General features: G+C 61.2%; 19 protein-coding genes. 18 read left to right on the plus strand and 1 reads right to left on the minus strand.

Annotated elements, in window-relative coordinates; all coding sequences use genetic code 11:
* Positions 1-474 precede the first annotated feature (474 nt).
* The 9 genes from LOY33_RS08580 to LOY33_RS08620 all read left to right on the plus strand — a co-directional run bounded on the left by LOY33_RS08580 (position 475) and on the right by LOY33_RS08620 (position 7479).
* Positions 475-1224: an electron transfer flavoprotein subunit beta/FixA family protein gene (locus LOY33_RS08580; RefSeq protein ID WP_043863151.1), complete on the plus strand. Its 750-nt coding sequence runs from the start codon at positions 475-477 to the stop codon at positions 1222-1224.
* On the plus strand, positions 1225-2154 hold the full coding sequence (locus LOY33_RS08585; protein WP_043863150.1) for an electron transfer flavoprotein subunit alpha/FixB family protein: 930 nt from the start codon (positions 1225-1227) through the stop codon (positions 2152-2154).
* Positions 2155-2248: 94 nt separating this feature from the next.
* Positions 2249-3055, plus strand: a complete 807-nt coding sequence (locus tag LOY33_RS08590; RefSeq protein WP_408980701.1) for a substrate-binding periplasmic protein — start codon at positions 2249-2251, stop codon at positions 3053-3055.
* A 9-nt stretch (positions 3056-3064) separates the two neighbouring features.
* A complete protein-coding gene (locus LOY33_RS08595; RefSeq protein WP_043863148.1) occupies positions 3065-3418 on the plus strand; it encodes a DUF4398 domain-containing protein in 354 nt (117 codons plus the stop codon).
* Entirely contained in the window at positions 3415-4224 is an 810-nt protein-coding gene (locus LOY33_RS08600) for an OmpA family protein (RefSeq protein ID WP_043863147.1), read from the plus strand. Before LOY33_RS08595 ends, LOY33_RS08600 begins: the two co-directional genes overlap by 4 nt.
* Positions 4225-4412: 188 nt before the next feature.
* Positions 4413-5858, plus strand: coding sequence for a PLP-dependent aminotransferase family protein (locus LOY33_RS08605; protein WP_043863146.1), 1446 nt, complete (start codon positions 4413-4415; stop codon positions 5856-5858).
* A gap of 67 nt (positions 5859-5925) precedes the next feature.
* On the plus strand, positions 5926-6456 hold the full coding sequence (locus LOY33_RS08610) for a hypothetical protein (RefSeq protein WP_043863145.1): 531 nt from the start codon (positions 5926-5928) through the stop codon (positions 6454-6456).
* Between the two features lie 127 nt (positions 6457-6583).
* Positions 6584-6838, plus strand: coding sequence for a YkgJ family cysteine cluster protein (locus LOY33_RS08615; RefSeq protein WP_043863144.1), 255 nt, complete (start codon positions 6584-6586; stop codon positions 6836-6838).
* A gap of 35 nt (positions 6839-6873) precedes the next feature.
* A complete protein-coding gene (locus tag LOY33_RS08620) occupies positions 6874-7479 on the plus strand; it encodes an START domain-containing protein (protein ID WP_058541861.1) in 606 nt (201 codons plus the stop codon).
* 134 nt (positions 7480-7613) lie between these two features.
* Here LOY33_RS08620 and gltA read toward each other — a convergent pair whose 3' ends face one another.
* The gene (gene gltA / locus LOY33_RS08625) at positions 7614-8903 is read right to left on the minus strand and encodes a citrate synthase (protein WP_043863142.1); all 1290 of its coding nucleotides are present in this window, start codon (positions 8901-8903) and stop codon (positions 7614-7616) included.
* A gap of 350 nt (positions 8904-9253) precedes the next feature.
* Between gltA and sdhC the strand changes: the two genes are divergently transcribed.
* From sdhC to sucD, 9 genes are all read left to right on the plus strand, one after another.
* Complete coding sequence (gene sdhC / locus LOY33_RS08630) at positions 9254-9640, plus strand: succinate dehydrogenase, cytochrome b556 subunit (protein ID WP_088515660.1); 387 nt, start codon at positions 9254-9256, stop codon at positions 9638-9640.
* A complete protein-coding gene (gene sdhD / locus LOY33_RS08635; protein WP_043863140.1) occupies positions 9634-10002 on the plus strand; it encodes a succinate dehydrogenase, hydrophobic membrane anchor protein in 369 nt (122 codons plus the stop codon). The genes sdhC and sdhD overlap by 7 nt, the downstream gene beginning before the upstream one ends.
* A 3-nt stretch (positions 10003-10005) precedes the next feature.
* On the plus strand, positions 10006-11778 hold the full coding sequence (sdhA, locus tag LOY33_RS08640; RefSeq protein WP_043863139.1) for a succinate dehydrogenase flavoprotein subunit: 1773 nt from the start codon (positions 10006-10008) through the stop codon (positions 11776-11778).
* Positions 11779-11789: 11 nt separating this feature from the next.
* Positions 11790-12494, plus strand: coding sequence for a succinate dehydrogenase iron-sulfur subunit (locus LOY33_RS08645; RefSeq protein WP_043863138.1), 705 nt, complete (start codon positions 11790-11792; stop codon positions 12492-12494).
* Positions 12495-12738: 244 nt separating this feature from the next.
* Positions 12739-15570, plus strand: coding sequence for a 2-oxoglutarate dehydrogenase E1 component (locus LOY33_RS08650; protein WP_043863137.1), 2832 nt, complete (start codon positions 12739-12741; stop codon positions 15568-15570).
* A gap of 42 nt (positions 15571-15612) precedes the next feature.
* On the plus strand, positions 15613-16830 hold the full coding sequence (gene odhB, locus LOY33_RS08655) for a 2-oxoglutarate dehydrogenase complex dihydrolipoyllysine-residue succinyltransferase (RefSeq protein WP_043863136.1): 1218 nt from the start codon (positions 15613-15615) through the stop codon (positions 16828-16830).
* 94 nt (positions 16831-16924) lie between these two features.
* Positions 16925-18361: a dihydrolipoyl dehydrogenase gene (gene lpdA, locus LOY33_RS08660; protein ID WP_043863135.1), complete on the plus strand. Its 1437-nt coding sequence runs from the start codon at positions 16925-16927 to the stop codon at positions 18359-18361.
* Positions 18362-18536: 175 nt separating this feature from the next.
* Positions 18537-19703: an ADP-forming succinate--CoA ligase subunit beta gene (gene sucC / locus LOY33_RS08665; protein WP_043863134.1), complete on the plus strand. Its 1167-nt coding sequence runs from the start codon at positions 18537-18539 to the stop codon at positions 19701-19703.
* Positions 19703-20587 carry a succinate--CoA ligase subunit alpha gene (gene sucD / locus LOY33_RS08670; protein ID WP_038613108.1) on the plus strand — a complete coding sequence of 295 codons (885 nt, stop codon included), beginning with the start codon at positions 19703-19705 and terminating at the stop codon, positions 20585-20587. The genes sucC and sucD overlap by 1 nt, the downstream gene beginning before the upstream one ends.
* Positions 20588-20852: the final 265 nt, after the last annotated feature.

Consider the following 20852-nt stretch of genomic DNA (forward strand, 5'->3'; position numbering starts at 1 on the left):
CCCGGGTGTGTAGCTCGGGTGATGACGGACTACACCGCTTTCTCTTGGCCGCGCATTATATCTACACCACTTGCGAGGTCCAATACAAACGTTTGTTTGAATTTGCCGCAGCCCAGTAAAATCAAAGACGCACGGCTTGAAGCTGGCTGGTTTGCCGTATTGACCGGATTGGGCGTTACGGTCAAGATACGGGCGGTTTTACGCTCGCCGTAGGCTGACCGTCGGATGCAGGAGCACCCCTAAAAACCAGGCAAAAAGCAGGGCAGTTACGCCAGGACCCGCCTTTGTAGTGGAGTTTACACGCCACGACAAACAATGACCCACGGGTTTTGCGCGCAAGCGTCGAGAACAGACTGCACAGTCAGTTGAATTTCACCTGCTCGCGTTCGTTTTTGGAGGTGCCCTTGTACCCACGCGCAATCGCCCGGTTCTGCCCAGGCGACATTCTTTTCACCGGAGAGTAACGAGGAATCCATGAAGGTTCTTGTAGCTGTCAAACGAGTGGTCGACTATAACGTCAAGGTTCGCGTCAAGGCGGACAACTCCGGCGTAGACCTTGCTAACGTCAAGATGTCCATGAACCCCTTCTGCGAAATCGCCGTAGAAGAAGCCGTGCGCCTGAAAGAGAAGGGCGTGGCGAGCGAAATCGTCGTCGTTACCGTCGGCCCGGCCACTGCCCAGGAGCAGCTGCGTACCGCCCTGGCACTGGGTGCCGACCGCGCCGTGCTGGTCGAGTCGGCTGAAGAGCTGACCTCGCTGGCCGTGGCCAAGCTGCTCAAGGCTGTGGTCGACAAGGAGCAGCCGCAACTGGTCATCCTTGGCAAGCAGGCCATCGACAGCGACAACAACCAGACCGGCCAGATGCTGGCTGCGCTGACCGGTTATGCCCAGGGTACTTTCGCCTCCAAGGTGGAAGTGGCCGGCGACAAGGTCAACGTCACCCGTGAAATCGATGGCGGCCTGCAGACCGTTGCTCTGAACCTGCCGGCGATCGTGACCACCGACCTGCGTCTGAACGAGCCGCGCTATGCGTCGCTGCCGAACATCATGAAGGCCAAGAAGAAGCCGCTGGAGACTGTGACTCCGGACGCGCTGGGCGTTTCCACCGCCTCTACCAACAAGACCCTGAAAGTCGAAGCGCCAGCTGCACGCAGCGCTGGTATCAAGGTCAAGTCGGTGGCTGAACTGGTCGAGAAACTGAAGAACGAGGCGAAGGTAATCTAAATGACTATCCTGGTTATCGCTGAACACGAAAACGGCGCCGTTGCCCCGGCGACCCTGAACACCGTTGCTGCCGCCGCGAAAATCGGTGGCGATATCCACGTACTGGTCGCTGGCCAGAACGTGGGTGGCGTTGCCGAAGCTGCCGCGAAAATCGCTGGCGTGGCCAAGGTGCTGGTAGCCGACAACGCTGCCTATGCGCACCAGCTGCCGGAAAACGTCGCGCCGCTGGTGGCCGAGCTTGGCAAGGCCTACAGCCACGTGCTGGCACCAGCCACCTCCAACGGCAAGAACATCCTGCCGCGCGTTGCCGCGCTGCTGGACGTCGACCAGATCTCCGAGATCATCGCGGTCGAGTCGGCGGACACCTTCAAGCGTCCGATCTACGCCGGTAACGCCATTGCCACCGTGCAATCGAGCGCTGCGGTCAAGGTCATCACCGTGCGTGCCACCGGCTTCGACGCCGTTGCCGCCGAAGGTGGTTCGGCTGCTGTCGAAGCGGTTGGCGCTGCCCACGATGCGGGCAAGTCGGCATTTGTCGGCGAAGAGCTGGCCAAGTCCGATCGTCCTGAGCTGACCGCTGCCAAGATCGTCGTCTCCGGCGGTCGCGGCATGCAGAACGGCGACAACTTCAAGCACCTGTACGCGCTGGCCGACAAGCTCGGCGCCGCCGTGGGTGCTTCGCGCGCCGCGGTCGACGCAGGCTTCGTGCCCAACGACATGCAGGTCGGCCAGACCGGCAAGATCGTTGCGCCGCAGCTGTACATCGCCGTCGGTATCTCCGGCGCAATCCAGCACCTGGCCGGCATGAAGGACTCCAAGGTGATCGTTGCGATCAACAAGGACGAAGAGGCGCCGATCTTCCAGGTGGCCGACTACGGCCTGGTCGCCGACCTGTTCGAAGCCGTACCTGAGCTGGAGAAGCTGGTTTAATCCAGCCGCTTCACTTATAAAGAGCCCGGTCTTTTGATCGGGCTTTTTTATTTCGCGACGCAAGGGAGGCATGTGCATGGGGTGGCTTGGCCGAATGGCGATGGCGGGATTGCTGGGGTTTGCCAGCTTGCCCACGGCGGCGCTGGCGGTGGGCAAGTGCGAGCGTCTGGTGGCGACCGGCAGCCCCGATGCGCCGCCCTATGCCTGGCGCGACCCGCAGGACCCCAGGCACCTGATTGGCGCCAACGTCGACCTGCTCAAGCAGGTGGCGACGGAGCTTGGGCTGAAGGTCGAGGTGCTGTACGCAGGCAAGCGCAACGAGGCGCAGGATGAAGTGCGCAGCGGACGCATGGACCTGCTGGTGGATGCGCCGCTGGCCACTGAAGACCTGACCCGTGTCGACTTCATCCACCCGGCGCTGCTGCAGAACGACTACCTGGTGTGGACCCGGCACGACTCCACGCTGGCCTACGACGGCCTGGCCGATCTGCACCAGCACCAGGGCGCGATCTCGGAGAAGGCCAGGCTGACCCCGGCGTTCGCCCAGTTTGCCAAGGACCAGTTGAAGCTGGCGCCGGCGCAGAATCTGACCCAGGCATTCCAGAAGCTTTTGCTTGGCCAGGTCGACTATGTGCTGGCCGGGCGTTACGCCGGCATGGCCATGGCGCAGACCCTTGGCATGGCCAACGACCTGATCGCCCGCGGCCTGCCGCTGGATCGCCCCGGGCTGTACCTGGCGCTGTCGCACAATTCGGCGTGCAATGACGCCTGGTTGCGCGGACAGCTGGCCAAAAAACTGACAGAATTGCCGGCCTCAGGCGTGCCTCAGGCAGTACTGCAACGCAATGTCGAGCGCTGGAAGGCGCAGCTGCAGCAACCGCTCGACGCCCCCAAACAGTAGGAAGATTGTGTGAGAACTCAACCGCTTTTCGCTGCCATGGCGTTACTGGCCCTGGCCGGTTGCGCTGCCGACCCGGCGCCCCACGAGCAGATGCGCCTGTCCGAACAGGCGCTGGAGCAGGCCAAGGCCGTCGGTGCCACCGACGAAGTGGCCGAGCTGAAGCTGGCCGAAGACAAGCTTGCCCGCGCCCGCAGCAACATGGCCAGCGAGTCGTACCGTGATGCGCGGCTGCGCGCCGAGCAGGCCGAGCTTGATGCGCGGCTGGCCGAAGCCCGGGTGCTGACCCTCAAGAGTCAGGAGCAGCTGTCGCTGCTGCAATCGCGGGTCAATCGTCTGCGCAAGCAGTTGGGGGAGCAACAGTGAGTTCGATCAAGCCCTTGGTGGCCGTGTTGTGTGCAGGTGTGCTGGGGTTGCAGGGCTGCGCCAGCGAGCGCAGCGAAACCGCCCTCGACCAGGCCGCCGCCAGTTTCCAGGCAGTGAAGGACGATTCCAATGTGCTGCGCAGTGCGCCGCGTGACGTGATCCGCGCCGGCGAGTCGCTGGCCCGTGCCGAGCGGTTGTCCAGCTACGTGGGCAGTGGTGCGGACGTGCGCCATTACGCCTACCTGAGTCAGCGCTACAGCGAGATTGCCCGCGAGCACAGCAACCTGGTGCTCAATCAGGAGCGCCTGGCCAAGCTCGAACTGGAGCGCCAGCGCCTGCAGCTGGCCCTGCGCGAGGCCAAGCTGGTCAGCGTGCAGCAGCAGGGCAAATGGCTGGAGGCGCAGATCGTCAGCCTGGCCACGACCCAGAGCGACCGTGGTCTGGTGATGACCCTGGGTGACGTGCTGTTCGATACCGGGCAGGCCGAATTGAAGAACTCCGCCAGCCGTACCGTGCTCAAGCTGGTGCAGTTTCTGCAGCTCAACCCCCGGCGCGTTGTGCGCATCGAGGGGTATACCGACAGCACCGGCACCCCCGAGGACAACCTGACGCTGTCGCGTGATCGTGCGCAGGCCGTGGCGGACATGCTGGTCGACCTGGGCGTCGACGAAAAACGCATCCAGGTCGAAGGCTATGGCGACCAGTACCCGATCGAGGCCAATGCCTCGGAGCGGGGCAGGGCGCAGAACCGTCGGGTGGAGATCGTGTTTTCCGACGAGAAAGGCCACCTGGGCGCGCCGCGCTGAGGTCGAGGTAAACAAAAACCGGTGATAGTCACCGGTTTTTTTATGCCGCAAAGCTTGAAAAAGCCGCTGTCACACAACTGTGTAGTCGACTATTCTGGCATCTGTGCCCGTACACTTATGCACTGTTCCGGTATTCTTCGCCGACTGTACAAGAACAATTAGATAGCCCGCGTTTCGAGATCCGTCCCATGACCAATCTGTTGCTCTACCAGCGCATCGCCCAGCAACTGGCGGAAGACATCCGCCGCGGCGTCTATCAGCCCGGTGAGCGCGTACCGTCGGTACGCAAGATGAGCTCGCAGCTCAATGTCAGCCATGCCACCGTGCTGCAGGCCTATGCCAACCTCGAGGACCAGGGGCTGATTCGCGCGCGGCCGCAATCGGGCTACTACGTCCACCAGACCCCGGCCCTGACTGCGCAGACCCCGGACATCGCGCGGGTCGAGCGTCCAGGGCTGGTCACGCGCAGCAGCATCATCCAGCAGGTACTGACCGAAGCCCGGCGTGATGGGGTGTTCCCGCTGGGGGCGGCGGTTCCGCATGTGGACTACCTGCCTGTGCGGGCGCTGCACCAGCAACTGGCCAAGGTCACGCGGTTCCAGAGCCCGCGCGCGTTCAGCTACATGTTCAGCCCGGGTTTCGAGCCGCTGCGCCGGCAGATCGCCATTCGCATGCGCGACGCCGGGGTGGTGGTCGACCCGTCCGAAGTGGTGGTGACCCACGGTTGCGTCGATGCGCTGCAGATGTCGTTGCGGGTGCTGACCCGGCCAGGCGACCTGATCGCCGCCGAGTCGCCCACCTATTACGGGCTGCTGCAACTGGCGGACCTGCTGGGGCTCAAGGTGATCGAGATCCCCAGCGACCCGGCCACCGGCATCAGCCTGGAGGCCCTGCAACTGGCGGCCAACCAGTGGTCGATCAAGGCGCTGGTGCTGACTGCGCGGTTGAGCAACCCGCTGGGCGGCACCATTCCCGAGGAACGCCAGAAGCAGTTGCTGCGCCTGGCCTCGGATTTCAATATCCAGATCGTCGAGGACGATATCTACGGCGAGCTGATGTTCGAGCAAGGGCGCACCAAGGCACTCAAGGCCTTCGACCGGCTGGGGCGGGTGATCTATTGCTCGAGCTTTTCCAAGACCCTGTCGCCGGGGGTGCGTATCGGCTGGATGATCGCGGGCAACTATCAGCAGGAAATCCAGCGACTGCAGACCTTTACCACGCACTCGGCGTGCAGTGTGACGCAGATGGGGGTGGCGGCCTACCTTGAAAATGGTGGCTATGACCGCCATCTGCGCTACATTCGCCAGGAATATCGCAAGAACCTCAGTGCCTACCAGCTGGCGGTACAGCAGCACTTTCCGGAAGGCACCCAGATGAGCCGGCCTACCGGGGGCTTCATCCTGTGGGTCAGCCTGCCGGGGCGGGTCAACACCCAGGAGTTGCATGTACGTGCCTTGCAGCAGGGCATCAGCATCGCGCCCGGGCTGATCTTCAGTAACACGGAGCAGTTCAACCACTGCATTCGCCTCAACTGCGGCATTCCGTGGAACCGCGAGGCTGAGCGGGCGCTGCTGACATTGGGGATGCTGGCCCATCAGCTTTGCCAGGAAACCGCCTCGGGCGGATACCTCTAGATCGCGGGCTTGCCAGCGACTGCAGGAACAAGGAGCATGTGCGACTCATGAATACGTCTCGTTGCCTATGAAAGCGTTGAGCTGTGCTGCCGTGATGTTGTGTGCGCTGGGCCTGTGTGCAACGGGCCCGGCACTGGCTGTGCCCGGACCGGGGCCGATACTGCTGGCACAGGCGTCGGCTGCCCCGGCACCGGACCGGAAGCCTTCGACCCAGGCCCCGGTAAAAGCGAGTGCCAAGCCACAGGCCAAGCCCAAGGCGCAACCCAAGACCAAGGCTGGCGACCCCAGGAAGACGCCGGCCAAGGCGGTAAAGTCGGGCAAGCGCAAGGCCTCCGAGGTGATTGCCGCGCCCTTGCCCAAGGCGCGCCTGGATCTGAGCCTGCCCCCGGAGATGGTCAAGGACCTGCAGCCGAGCAGTCAGGAGGAAGTCCGTGTGCGACGTCCGCTGCTGCCGTCGTTGTTCGAAGAAAAGCCTGCCGCGGACAGCCCGTTCCAGCTCAATGGCCGCTTGATCAGCAACGAAATGCAATTGCAGTTGCGCAATGATGCCCGTCAGGACATTGAGGGTGCAGCCATCGATTTCGAGTTCAAGCAATAAACGCTGCTCGACCTGCCGGTCACATTCTGCGCGGCGATATTTCATCTGAGCGGTAATTTCAAACACCTGTTTTAGCGGTTACTATCCCCATTCACCCATCATTTGTTAGGCCGAGGTCCATGTCGTCATGAACTGCCGTGAAGGCTGTGGCGCTTGCTGCATTGCCCCTTCCATCAGCTCGCCCATTCCTGGCATGCCGCACGGCAAGCCGGCTGGCGAACGCTGTGTGCAACTGTCCGAGCACAACCTCTGCAGCCTGTTCGGCCAGCCTGAACGGCCGGCGGTGTGCTCGGGCTTCCAGGCGGAGGTGGACACCTGCGGCAATGATCGCGACGAGGCGATCAGGATCATCGGTTGGCTGGAGCAAGTGACGGCGGCTTGAGTGAGTGGAACTTCGCAAACAAGGAAAACAACACGATGGGTTCGATGAAGCGGGTAGCGGTGATTTGTGGTCTGAGTGCGATGTTCATGTCGGTGGCGCAGGCTGAAGACTGGAAGGTTGCCAAGCAAGCGGATGGCATCAAGGTATCGCTGAGCGAAGTGAGTGGTTCGAACTACAAGGCCTATCAGGGCGTGACGACCATCAAGGCGCCGCTGGCCAAGGTCCGGGCGCTGCAGGAAGACGTGGCCGGGGCCTGTGCCTGGATTCACGAGTGCAAGAGCCAGAAGCTGCTCAAGCACGAGGGTGACCAGAGCTGGACCTACACCCAGTTCAATACGCCGTGGCCGGTCACCCCGCGCGATTCGATCATCCATGTAACCACCAGCGAAGGTGCTGACGGCAGCCTGACCCGCAAGCTGGAGGGTGTGCCCAAGTACCTGCCGGAGGAAAAAGGCTATGTGCGGGTGGCTGAAGTGCAGGGTTTCTGGAAGCTGGTGCCCAAGGGTGACACTACCGAGGTGACATACCAGGTGCACACCGAGCCAGGCGGGAGTGTGCCAGCGATGGTGGCGAACAAGTTCGTGGTGGATGCGCCGTTCAATACGCTCAAGGCGTTGAAGGAGCGGGCGGAGAAACCGTAACAGTTTGATGGTTGGCTGGAATATGTCTCAACTGTAGGGGCCGCCAAGGCTGGCTCCTCCTACATGAAGCGTTACGCAACAAAAAAGGCTGCCCGAGGGCAGCCTTTCTTGTTGTTGCAGGCGAGCCGTTTGGCTTACTTGCGGTCTTCCAGTTTGACGATGTCACGCGACTCGTAGCCGGTGTACAGCTGGCGCGGACGGCCAATCTTGTACGGGCTGGAGAGCATTTCCTTCCAGTGCGAGATCCAGCCGACGGTCCGCGCCAGGGCGAAGATCACGGTGAACATGCTGGTAGGGATGCCGATCGCCTTGAGGATGATCCCCGAGTAGAAGTCGACGTTCGGGTACAGCGAGCGCTCGATGAAGTACGGATCGGTCAGGGCGATCTCTTCCAGGCGCATGGCCAGTTCCAGCTGCGGATCGTTGGTGATGCCCAGCTCGCGCAGCACTTCGTCGCAGGTCTGCTTCATCACGGTGGCACGCGGGTCGCGGTTCTTGTAGACGCGGTGACCGAAGCCCATCAGCTTGAACGGGTCGTTCTTGTCCTTGGCCTTGGCGATGAAGGTGTCGATGTTCGAGACATCGCCAATTTCGTCGAGCATGGTCAGCACGGCTTCGTTGGCGCCGCCGTGGGCAGGGCCCCACAGTGCAGCGATGCCGGCAGCGATACAGGCGAACGGATTGGCGCCCGAGGAGCCTGCCAGGCGTACGGTGGAGGTCGACGCATTCTGTTCGTGGTCGGCGTGGAGGATGAAGATCCGGTCCATTGCCTTGGCCAGCACCGGGCTGATCGGTTTGATCTCGCACGGGGTGTTGAACATCATGTGCAGGAAGTTTTCGGCGTAGGTCAGGTCGTTGCGCGGGTACATCATGGGCTGGCCCATGGAGTACTTGTAGACCATCGCGGCCAGGGTCGGCATCTTGGCGACCAGGCGCACTGCCGAGATTTCCCGGTGCTGCGGGTTATTGATGTCCAGCGAGTCGTGATAGAACGCCGACAGGGCGCCAACCACACCGCACATGACGGCCATCGGGTGGGCGTCGCGGCGGAAGCCGTTGAAGAACGACTTCAACTGCTCGTGCACCATGGTGTGATTTTTGACGGTGCTGACGAACTGAGCCTTCTGCTCGGCATTCGGCAGTTCGCCGTTGAGCAGCAGGTAGCAGGTTTCCAGGTAGTCGGATTGCTCGGCGAGCTGTTCGATCGGGTAGCCGCGATGCAGCAGGATGCCCTTGTCGCCGTCAATGTAGGTGATCTTGGACTCGCACGATGCGGTCGCCATGAAACCAGGGTCGAAAGTGAAGTGACCCGTGGCCCCCAACCCTCTAACGTCGATAACATCGGGACCAACGGTGCCGGTTAAAATGGGCAGCTCGACGGGGGCTGCGCCCTCGATGACCAACTGCGCTTTTTTGTCAGCCATGTGGCCTCCTATTAATGCTTGAAATCATCAGACAGACCCCCCACGCAGGGCCCGCACCACTATAGTGAGATAAATTCGAATGTCAATTTGCCTAAAGCACGGTTGTAAAGGGCTTTGGGCGCTGTTTTTCCGCGAAATTGCGGCCCGTTTACGCCTTTTGTTCGCCAAAGGCAATGCGCTATTTGGGCTAGGGCTTCACGTTGTCATTAGTAGCCTAACTGTCTATACTCGGCACCCGACCGCCAGGGGCTTTAAAGCCCGCTTTTCTGGGGTGGTCACTCCCTGGGTGGTGGGTACCTGACCAGTACACTTACCAACAACTTTGCCCTGCTTGCTAGGGGCTCTTCAGTGTGAAAAAAGCCGTGAAAAGCCAACGACCTGTAAACCTAGACCTAAGGACCATCAAACTCCCCATTACCGGCGTTACGTCATTTCTTCACCGTGTTTCCGGCATCATCCTCTTTCTGGGCCTGGGCATCATGCTGTACGCATTGAGCCAATCCCTGAGTTCCGAGGAAGGTTTTGCCGAGGTGAAGGCATGCCTGACCAGTCCGCTGGCCAAATTCGTGGCGTGGGGCCTTCTGTCCGCCTTGCTGTATCACCTGGTTGCCGGTGTGCGCCATCTGATTATGGACATGGGCATCGGTGAGACGCTGGAAGGCGGCAAACTGGGCTCGAAAATCGTTATCGCCATTTCCGTGGTGGTGATCGTTCTGGCGGGAGTTTGGATATGGTAACTAATGTCACGAACCTGTCGCGTTCGGGCCTCTATGACTGGATGGCGCAGCGCGTTTCTGCGGTCGTTCTCGCGGCTTACTTCATTTTTCTGATCGGCTACCTGGTGGCGCACCCTGGCATCGACTATGCCCAGTGGCACGCCCTGTTCTCCCATAACGCGATGCGGATCTTCAGTCTGCTGGCCCTCGTTGCTCTGGGCGCTCACGCCTGGGTCGGCATGTGGACCATTGCCACCGACTATCTGACGCCGATGGCGCTGGGCAAGTCGGCGACTGCAGTTCGTTTCCTGTTCCAGGCGGTATGTGGTGTCGCGATGTTCGCGTACTTCGTCTGGGGTGTGCAGATTCTCTGGGGTATCTGATTCATGGCTAACATTCCAACGATTTCCTTCGACGCCATCATCATTGGTGGTGGCGGTGCCGGCATGCGCGCTGCGCTGCAGCTGGCTCAAGGCGGCCACAAGACCGCCGTGATCACCAAGGTGTTCCCGACCCGTTCGCACACCGTATCGGCCCAGGGTGGCATCACCTGCGCCATCGCTTCGGCCGACCCGAACGATGACTGGCGCTGGCACATGTACGATACCGTCAAGGGTTCCGACTACATCGGTGACCAGGACGCTATCGAATACATGTGTCAGGAAGGCCCGGCTGCGGTGTTCGAGCTGGACCACATGGGTCTGCCGTTCTCGCGTACCGAAACCGGCCGTATCTACCAGCGTCCGTTCGGTGGCCAGTCCAAGGACTACGGTAAAGGTGGCCAGGCCGCCCGTACCTGCGCCGCTTCCGACCGTACCGGTCACGCGCTGCTGCACACCCTCTATCAGGGCAACCTGAAAGCCGGCACCACCTTCCTCAACGAGTGGTACGCGGTTGACCTGGTCAAGAACCAGGACGGCGCCTTCGTCGGCGTGATCGCGATCTGCATCGAAACCGGCGAGACCGTCTACATTCGCGCCAAGGCCACCGTACTGGCCACCGGCGGTGCAGGGCGTATCTACGCCTCCACCACCAACGCCCTGATCAATACCGGCGACGGTATCGGCATGGCCCTGCGTGCCGGCGTGCCGGTGCAGGACATCGAGATGTGGCAGTTCCACCCGACCGGCATCGCCGGCGCAGGTGTACTGGTTACCGAAGGCTGCCGTGGTGAAGGTGGTTACCTGATCAACAAGCACGGCGAGCGTTTCATGGAGCGCTACGCGCCAAACGCCAAGGACCTCGCCGGTCGCGACGTTGTGGCCCGTTCCATGGTCAAAGAGATCATCGCCGGCAACGGCTGTGGCCCGAACGGCGACCACGTGATGCTCAAGCTCGACCACCTGGGCGAGGAAGTGCTGCACAGCCGCCTGCCAGGCATCTGCGAGCTGTCCAAGACCTTCGCGCACGTCGACCCGGTCGTTGCACCCGTACCCGTCGTTCCAACCTGCCACTACATGATGGGCGGCGTTGCCACCAACATTCATGGCCAGGCGATCTCGCAGAACGCCGACGGCGAAGACACCATCATCGAAGGGCTGTTCGCGGTCGGTGAAGTGGCTTGCGTATCGGTTCACGGCGCCAACCGCCTGGGCGGCAACTCGCTGCTCGACCTGGTGGTGTTCGGCCGTGCGGCCGGCCTGCACCTGGAAAAGGCCCTGAGCGACGGTATCGAATACCGCGACGCCAGCGACACCGACGTGGAAGTCGCGCTGAACCGTCTGAACAAGCTCAACGAGCGTACCGACGGCGAAGACGTGGCAACCCTGCGTCGCGAGCTGCAAAGCTGCATGCAGAACTACTTCGGCGTGTTCCGCACCGGCGAATACATGCAGAAGGGTATCGAACAGCTGGCTGGCCTGCGCGAGCGTATCGCCAACGTCAAGATCAACGACAAGTCCCAGGCCTTCAACACCGCGCGTATCGAAGCGCTGGAGCTGCAGAACCTGCTGGAAGTCGCTGAAGCCACTGCAATCGCTGCTGAAGTGCGCAAAGAGTCCCGCGGTGCCCACGCCCGTGAAGACTTCGAAGACCGTGACGACGAAAACTGGCTGTGCCACACCCTGTACTTCCCGGGTGAAAAGCGGGTTGCCAAGCGTGCAGTCAACTTCTCGCCGAAAACCGTTCCGACGTTCGAGCCTAAAGTCCGGACTTACTAAGGGTGGCCACTATGTTGAAAGTCGAAGTTTATCGCTACAACCCCGACACCGACTCGGCACCTAAGACCCAGGTGTTCGAAGTCGATACCGGCGGCAAGGACCTGATGGTTCTGGATGTGCTGGCACTGATCAAGGAACAGGACGAAGGTTTCTCCTATCGTCGTTCGTGCCGCGAAGGCGTGTGCGGTTCCGATGGCATGAACATCAACGGCAAGAACGGCCTGGCCTGCATCACCCCGCTGTCGGCGGTGGTGAAGAAGAACAAGCTGGTCGTGCGTCCGCTGCCCGGCCTGCCGGTCATCCGTGACCTGGTCGTTGATATGAGCATCTTCTACAAGCAGTACGAGAAGGTGAAGCCGTTCCTGCAGAACGATACCCCGGCGCCGGCGATCGAACGCCTGCAGTCCCCGGAAGAACGCGAGAAGCTGGACGGTCTGTACGAGTGCATCCTGTGCGCTTGCTGCTCGACTTCCTGCCCGTCGTTCTGGTGGAACCCGGACAAGTTCCTGGGCCCGGCCGCTCTGCTTCAAGCTTATCGCTTCCTGGCCGATAGCCGTGACACCAAAACCCAGGAGCGCCTGGCGTCCCTGGATGACCCGTTCAGCGTATTCCGCTGCCGCGGGATCATGAACTGCGTAAACGTTTGCCCCAAAGGTCTGAACCCGACCAAGGCAATCGGCCACGTACGTAACATGCTGCTGCAAAGCGGCACCTGATTCAAAAGTGTTGTACCCGTAGCACACCGAAGTGCGGGCCCTTGCCCGCACCGAGGTGCAACTTGAGCAAAGGCCAAAAGCCCGAGCTTTTACCTATGAAGATATGAGACCAGCAGGGGCGTCCGGGCTGGTACCCGGTAAATCTGCGGAACTCTCGGTGGCTTGGTTCAGTCGCTGCATACGGACTCAACTCAGCTTGCTGTGGTTCTTGCCGATCGAGGCCCCTAACCGAGGGTGACCAAGCATGCAAGAAAGCGTGATGCAGCGCATGTGGAACAGCGCCCACCTTTCAGGTGGTAACGCTGCCTATGTGGAAGAGCTCTACGAGCTCTACCTGCACGACCCTAACGCTGTGCCAGAAGAGTGGCGCACTTACTTTCAGAAGTTGCCCGCCGAAGGCAGCACTGCCACCGATGTATCGCACTCGACGATCCGCGACCATTTCGTACTGCTGGCAAAGAACCAGCGCCGCGCCCAACCGGTTTCCGCCGGTAGCGTGAGCAGTGAACACGAGAAGAAGCAGGTTGAAGTGCTGCGACTGATCCAGGCCTACCGTATGCGCGGCCACCAAGCCGCGAAGCTCGACCCCCTGGGGTTGTGGCAGCGCCCTGCGCCAGTAGACCTGTCGATCAATCATTACGGCTTGACCAATGCCGATCTTGATACGACCTTCCGTGCCGGCGACCTGTTCATCGGCAAAGAGGAAGCGAGCCTACGCGAAATCTTCGAGGCGTTGCAGCAGACATATTGCCGCACCATCGGCGCCGAGTTCACCCACATCGTCGACTCCGAGCAGCGCAGCTGGTTCCAGCAGCGTCTGGAGAGCGTGCGTGGGCGTCCTGAATTTTCCGCAGACATCCAGAGCCACCTGCTCGAGCGCGTTACCGCGGCAGAAGGCCTGGAGAAATACCTGGGTACCAAATACCCGGGCACCAAACGTTTCGGCCTGGAAGGTGGCGAAAGCCTGATTCCGATGCTGGACGAGCTGATCCAGCGCTCCGGTTCCTACGGTACCAAGGAAGTCGTGATCGGCATGGCCCACCGTGGTCGCCTGAACGTACTGGTCAACACCTTCGGCAAGAACCCGCGCGAGCTGTTCGACGAGTTCGAAGGCAAGAAGAAGGTCGAGCTGGGTTCCGGTGACGTGAAGTATCACCAGGGCTTCTCGTCCAACGTGATGACCGCCGGCGGTGAAGTTCACCTGGCCATGGCGTTCAACCCTTCGCACCTGGAAATCGTCTCGCCAGTGGTGGAAGGTTCGGTGCGTGCCCGTCAGGACCGCCGCAACGACAGCGTTGGCGACAAGGTACTGCCGATCTCGATCCACGGCGACGCGGCCTTCGCTGGCCAGGGCGTGGTCATGGAAACCTTCCAGATGTCGCAGACCCGCGGTTTCAAGACCGGCGGCACCGTGCACATCGTGATCAACAACCAGGTTGGTTTCACCATCAGCAACCCGCTGGACTCGCGTTCCACCGAGTACTGCACCGACGTCGCCAAGATGATTCAGGCGCCGATCCTGCACGTCAACGGCGACGATCCGGAAGCGGTGCTGTTCGTGACCCAGCTGGCGGTCGACTACCGCATGCAGTTCAAGCGTGACGTGGTCATCGACCTGGTCTGCTACCGTCGTCGCGGCCACAACGAGGCCGACGAGCCGAACGGCACCCAGCCGCTGATGTACCAGCAGATCAGCAAGCAGCGCACCACCCGTGAGCTGTACGCCGATGCACTGACCCAGGCCGGTCGTCTGGATGCCGAGCGCGTCCAGGCCAAGGTCGACGAGTACCGCAATGCGCTGGACAACGGCCTGCATGTTGTGAAAAGCCTGGTCAAGGAGCCGAACAAGGAGCTGTTCGTCGACTGGCGTCCATACCTGGGCCACGCCTGGACCGCGCGTCACGACACCCGCTTCGACCTCAAGACCCTGCAGGAGCTCTCGGCCAAGTTGCTGGAGCTGCCGGAAGGCTTCGTGGTTCAGCGCCAGGTCTCGAAGATCTACGAAGATCGCCAGAAGATGCAGGCCGGTGGCTTGCCGATCAACTGGGGTTACGCCGAAACCATGGCGTACGCCACCCTGGCCTTCGAAGGTCACCCGATCCGCATGACGGGTCAGGATATCGGTCGCGGCACCTTCTCTCACCGCCATGCGGTGTTGCACAACCAGAAGGACGCCAGCACCTATATCCCGCTGCAGAACCTGTTCCCGGGCCAGCCACGTTTCGACCTGTACGATTCGTTCCTGTCCGAAGAGGCGGTACTGGCGTTCGAATACGGCTACTCGACCACCCAGCCCAATGCGCTGGTGATCTGGGAAGCCCAGTTCGGCGACTTCGCCAACGGTGCCCAGGTGGTTGTCGACCAGTTCATCACCAGCGGCGAGCACAAGTGGGGCCGTCTGTGCGGTCTGACCATGCTGCTGCCACACGGTTATGAAGGGCAGGGGCCTGAGCACTCCTCGGCGCGTCTGGAGCGTTACCTGCAACTGTGTGCCGAGCACAACGTTCAGGTCTGCGTACCGACCACGCCGGCTCAGATCTACCACCTGCTGCGTCGTCAGGTCATCCGTCCGCTGCGCAAGCCGCTGATCGTGCTGACACCCAAGTCGCTGCTGCGCCACAAGCTGGCCATCTCGACCCTGGAAGAACTGGCCGAAGGCTCGTTCCAGACCGTCATTCCGGAAATCGACAGCCTCGATCCGGCCAAGGTGACGCGCCTGGTGCTGTGCAGCGGCAAGGTCTACTACGATCTGCTGGAAAAACGCCGTGCCGAAGGTCGTGAAGACATCGCTATCGTGCGTATCGAGCAACTGTATCCGTTCCCTGAAGACGATCTGGTTGAAATCCTTGCGCCTTACACCGGTCTGAAGGACGTGGTGTGGTGTCAGGAAGAGCCGATGAACCAGGGCGCGTGGTACAGCAGCCAGCACCACATGCGTCGCATCCTGAGCCGTCACAACAAGGACCTGGTCCTTGAGTACGCCGGTCGTGACGCCTCGGCAGCACCTGCCTGTGGTTACGCTTCGATGCACGCCGAACAGCAGGAAAAACTGCTGCAAGCTGCCTTCACCGTTTAATGCCATCGCGCACCAGAAACCGAATTTAAGGAACCACTGATAATGGCTATCGAGATCAAAGCCCCTACTTTCCCGGAATCGGTTGCCGATGGCACCGTTGCCACCTGGCACAAGAAACCGGGCGAAGCCGTCAAGCGTGACGAGCTGATCGTCGACATCGAGACCGACAAGGTCGTCCTGGAAGTGCTGGCCACCGCCGATGGCGTGCTGGGCGACATCGTCAAGGGCGAAGGCGAGACCGTGCTGTCCGACGAAGTGCTGGGTTCGATCAATGAAGGCGCTGCACCAGCTGCTGCTCCGGCCGCCGCTGCCGCCGCACCTGCCCAGGCTGCCGCTGCGGCCGACGCTGGCGAAGACGACCCGATTGCTGCGCCTGCCGCACGCAAGCTGGCCGAAGAAAACGCCATCGACCTGGCCAGCGTCGCTGGCACCGGTAAAGGCGGTCGCATCACCAAGGAAGACGTCGTCGCTGCCGTCGCCAACAAGAAGGCCGCTCCGGCTGCCGCTGCTGCCAAGCCGGCCGCTGCTGCCGCTGCCCCGGTTGTCGCCACTGGCGACCGTACCGAGAAGCGTGTGCCGATGACCCGCGTGCGTGCCACCGTGGCCAAGCGTCTGGTCGAAGCACAGTCGAACATGGCGATGCTGACCACCTTCAACGAAGTCGACATGACCGAAGTCATGGCACTGCGTTCGAAGTACAAGGACCTGTTCGAGAAGTCCCACAACGGCGTGCGCCTGGGCTTCATGTCGTTCTTCGTCAAGGCTGCCACCGAAGCGCTGAAACGCTTCCCGGCTGTCAACGCCTCGATCGACGGCAGCGACATCGTCTACCACGGCTACGCCGACATCGGTGTTGCCGTGTCCAGCGACCGCGGCCTGGTGGTACCGGTACTGCGTAACGCCGAGCAGATGAGCCTGGCCGAAATCGAAGGCGGCATCGCCACCTTCGGCAAGAAGGCCCGTGACGGCAAACTGTCGATCGACGAGATGACCGGCGGTACCTTCACCATCACCAACGGTGGTACCTTCGGTTCGATGATGTCGACCCCGATCGTCAACCCGCCGCAGGCTGCAATCCTGGGCATGCACAACATCATCCAGCGTCCGATGGCCGTCAACGGCCAGGTCGTGATCCGTCCGATGATGTACCTGGCACTGTCCTACGATCACCGCCTGATCGATGGCAAAGAAGCCGTGACGTTCCTGGTGACCATCAAGAACCTGCTGGAAGACCCGGCTCGTCTGCTGCTGGACATCTGATAAACAGCTGCAGGCTGCAAGCGACAAGCTTCGAGCAGAAGCGTGTTCGCCTTGCCGCCTGCAGCTTGCCGCTTGACGCTAAAAGGAATCTTTTATGACCCAGAAATTCGACGTGGTAGTGATTGGTGCAGGTCCTGGCGGCTATGTAGCCGCGATCAAGGCTGCCCAGCTCGGCCTGAGCACTGCCTGTATCGAGAAGTACGTTGACGGCGAAGGCAAACTGGCCCTCGGCGGTACCTGCCTGAACGTGGGTTGCATTCCGTCCAAGGCGCTGCTGGACAGCTCCTGGAAGTACAAGGAAGCCAAAGAGAGCTTCAACGTGCACGGCATCTCCACTGGCGAAGTGAAGATGGACGTGGCGGCGATGGTTGGCCGCAAGGCTGGCATCGTCAAGAACCTGACCGGCGGCGTTGCCACCCTGTTCAAGGCCAACGGCGTCACTTCGATCCAGGGCCACGGCAAACTGCTGGCCGGCAAGAAAGTCGAAGTCACCAAGCCTGACGGCAGCACCGAAATCATCGAAGCCGAGAACGTGATCCTGGCCTCCGGTTCGCGTCCGATCGACATTCCGCCGGCTCCGGTCGACCAGAAAGTCATCGTCGACTCCACCGGCGCCCTGGAATTCCAGACCGTGCCAAAACGCCTGGGCGTGATCGGCGCCGGCGTCATCGGCCTGGAGCTGGGTTCGGTATGGTCGCGCCTGGGTGCCCAGGTGACCGTGCTCGAAGCCCTGGACACTTTCCTGATGGCAGCCGACACCGCTGTTGCCAAGGAAGGCCTGAAGACCCTGACCAAGCAAGGTCTGGACATCAAGCTGGGCGCTCGCGTGACCGGCTCGAAGGTCAACGGCGACGAAGTCGAAGTGACCTACACCGACGCCAACGGCGAGCAGAAGATCACCTTCGACAGGCTGATCGTTGCAGTCGGCCGTCGCCCTGTGACCACCGACCTGCTGGCTGCCGACAGCGGCGTGACCATCGACGAGCGCGGTTTCGTGTTCGTTGACGACTACTGCGCTACCAGCGTACCGGGCGTCTACGCCATCGGTGACGTGGTACGTGGCATGATGCTGGCGCACAAGGCCTCGGAAGAGGGCATCATGGTCGTCGAGCGCATCAAGGGCCACAAGGCCCAGATGAACTACGACCTGATCCCATCGGTTATCTACACCCACCCGGAAATGGCCTGGGTCGGTAAAACCGAGCAAGCCTTGAAGGCTGAAGGCGTTGAGGTTAACGTGGGCACCTTCCCGTTCGCGGCCAGCGGCCGTGCGATGGCGGCCAACGACACCGGTGGTTTCGTCAAGGTCATCGCCGATGCCAAGACCGACCGCGTTCTGGGTGTACACGTCATTGGCCCAAGCGCTGCCGAACTGGTGCAGCAGGGTGCAATCGCAATGGAATTCGGCTCCAGCGCCGAAGACCTGGGCATGATGGTCTTCTCCCATCCGACCTTGTCTGAAGCGCTGCACGAAGCCGCTCTGGCCGTGAATGGCGGTGCCATCCACGTAGCCAACCGCAAGAAGCGTTAAACAATAAGAAACCACGGCGGACGGCCCGTCGTGAGTCTTGCGTGCATGGCTCACCGCGGAAAGTCCGCCGGACTCGAACTCCCGGAGCATACCGGGGGCAAGCGGTCACAGGTGGCGCGGCACTCCACAGGAGCGCAGCGCCGAAGCGCAGTACCTAACGAAGACGGTAAAAAGCATGAATCTTCACGAGTATCAGGGTAAGCAGCTGTTCGCTGAATACGGCCTGCCAGTTTCCAAGGGTTTCGCAGTCGACACCCCTGAAGCTGCAGCAGAAGCCTGCGACAAGATCGGTGGCACCGAGTGGGTTGTAAAAGCCCAGGTTCACGCCGGTGGTCGCGGTAAAGCGGGCGGCGTAAAGCTGGTTCGCAGCAAAGAAGACGCCAAGGCGTTCGCTGCCCAGTGGTTGGGCAAGCGTCTGGTTACCTACCAGACCGATGCCAATGGTCAGCCAGTCACCAAGATCCTGGTTGAATCGTGCACTGATATCGCTAAAGAGCTGTACCTGGGCGCTGTCGTTGACCGTTCGAGCCGTCGTATCGTGTTCATGGCCTCCACCGAAGGTGGCGTGGACATCGAGAAAGTCGCTCACGACACTCCGGAAAAAATCATCAAGGCCACTATCGATCCACTGGTTGGCGCTCAGCCATTCCAGGGTCGCGAGCTGGCATTCCAGCTGGGTCTGGAAGGCAAGCAGGTTGCTCAGTTCGCCAAGATCTTCGTCGGTCTGGCCAAGCTGTTCAAAGAGCACGACCTGGCACTGCTGGAAGTGAACCCGCTGGTGATCAAGGCCGACGGCGATCTGCACTGCCTCGATGCCAAGATCAACATCGACGCCAACGCCATGTACCGTCAGCCCAAGCTGAAAACCTTCCACGACCCGTCGCAGGACGATCCTCGTGAAGCCCACGCTGCCAGCTTCGAGCTGAACTACGTGGCCCTGGAAGGCAACATCGGCTGCATGGTCAACGGTGCCGGCCTGGCCATGGGTACCATGGACATCGTCAACCTGCACGGCGGCAAGCCAGCCAACTTCCTCGACGTAGGTGGTGGCGCTACCAAAGAGCGCGTGACCGAAGCGTTCAAGATCATCCTGTCCGACAGCAATGTCGCGGCCGTACTGGTCAACATCTTCGGCGGCATCGTTCGTTGCGACATGATTGCCGAAGGCATCATCGGTGCGGTGAAAGAAGTTGGCGTTAAAGTGCCGGTTGTTGTTCGTCTGGAAGGCAACAACGCTGAACTGGGCGCCAAAGTACTGGCAGAAAGCGGTTTGAACATCATTGCGGCAACCAGCCTGACCGACGCTGCTCAACAAGTTGTCAAAGCTGCGGAGGGCAAGTAATGAGCGTCCTGATCAATAAAGACACCAAAGTCATCTGCCAGGGCTTCACCGGCTCGCAGGGTACCTTCCACTCCGAGCAAGCCATCGCCTACGGCACCAAGATGGTTGGCGGCGTGACCCCAGGCAAAGGCGGCACCACTCACCTGGGCCTGCCGGTGTTCAACACCGTGAAAGAAGCAGTAGCTGCTACCGGCGCCGACGCGTCGGTCATCTACGTACCGGCTCCTTTCTGCAAGGACTCGATCCTGGAAGCAGCGTTCGGCGGCATCAAGCTGATCGTGTGCATCACCGAAGGCATTCCTACCCTGGACATGCTCGATGCCAAGGTCAAGTGCGACGAGCTGGGTGTTACCCTGATCGGCCCTAACTGCCCAGGCGTCATCACCCCGGGCGAGTGCAAGATCGGCATCATGCCAGGTCACATCCACTTGCCAGGCAAGGTCGGTATCGTGTCGCGTTCCGGCACCCTGACCTATGAAGCCGTGAAGCAGACCACTGACGCCGGTTTCGGTCAGTCCACCTGCGTCGGTATCGGTGGCGACCCGATCCCGGGTTCGAACTTCATCGACATCCTGAAGCTGTTCCAGGAAGACCCGAAGACCGAGGCGATCGTGATGATCGGCGAGATCGGCGGTTCGGCTGAAGAAGAAGCGGCTGCCTACATCAAGGCAAACGTCACCAAGCCAGTGGTTTCCTACATCGCCGGTGTGACTGCCCCAGCGGGCAAGCGCATGGGCCATGCTGGCGCCATCATTTCGGGCGGCAAGGGTACTGCAGACGAGAAGTTCGCAGCCCTGCAGGACGCCGGTGTAAAAACCGTGCGTTCGCTGGCCGACATCGGCAAGGCCCTGGCCGAGCTGACCGGTTGGGAAGTGAAGAAGTAAGCTGCGGCTGATCTTCCACGCTTCGGCAAAGGCCACCCTCGGGTGGCCTTTGTGCTTTCTGGTGTACAACGCTGCCCCCTGTAGGGGCCGGCCTTGCCGGCGAAGCAGACAGCGCGGTCTTGCATAAAAGTCGGTCATCCACGCGACATGCATATTCGCTCATCGGACAAGCACCCCTCTGGCAGTGCGTTTTGCGGCCAGATTCGTTAACCTGTGCCCTCATTTTGTGCCAGCACCCCAAAAGGGAGCTACACGCTAAACGGGT

The organism is Pseudomonas sp. B21-036, assembly GCF_024748925.1.
GTDB lineage: Bacteria > Pseudomonadota > Gammaproteobacteria > Pseudomonadales > Pseudomonadaceae > Aquipseudomonas > Aquipseudomonas palmensis.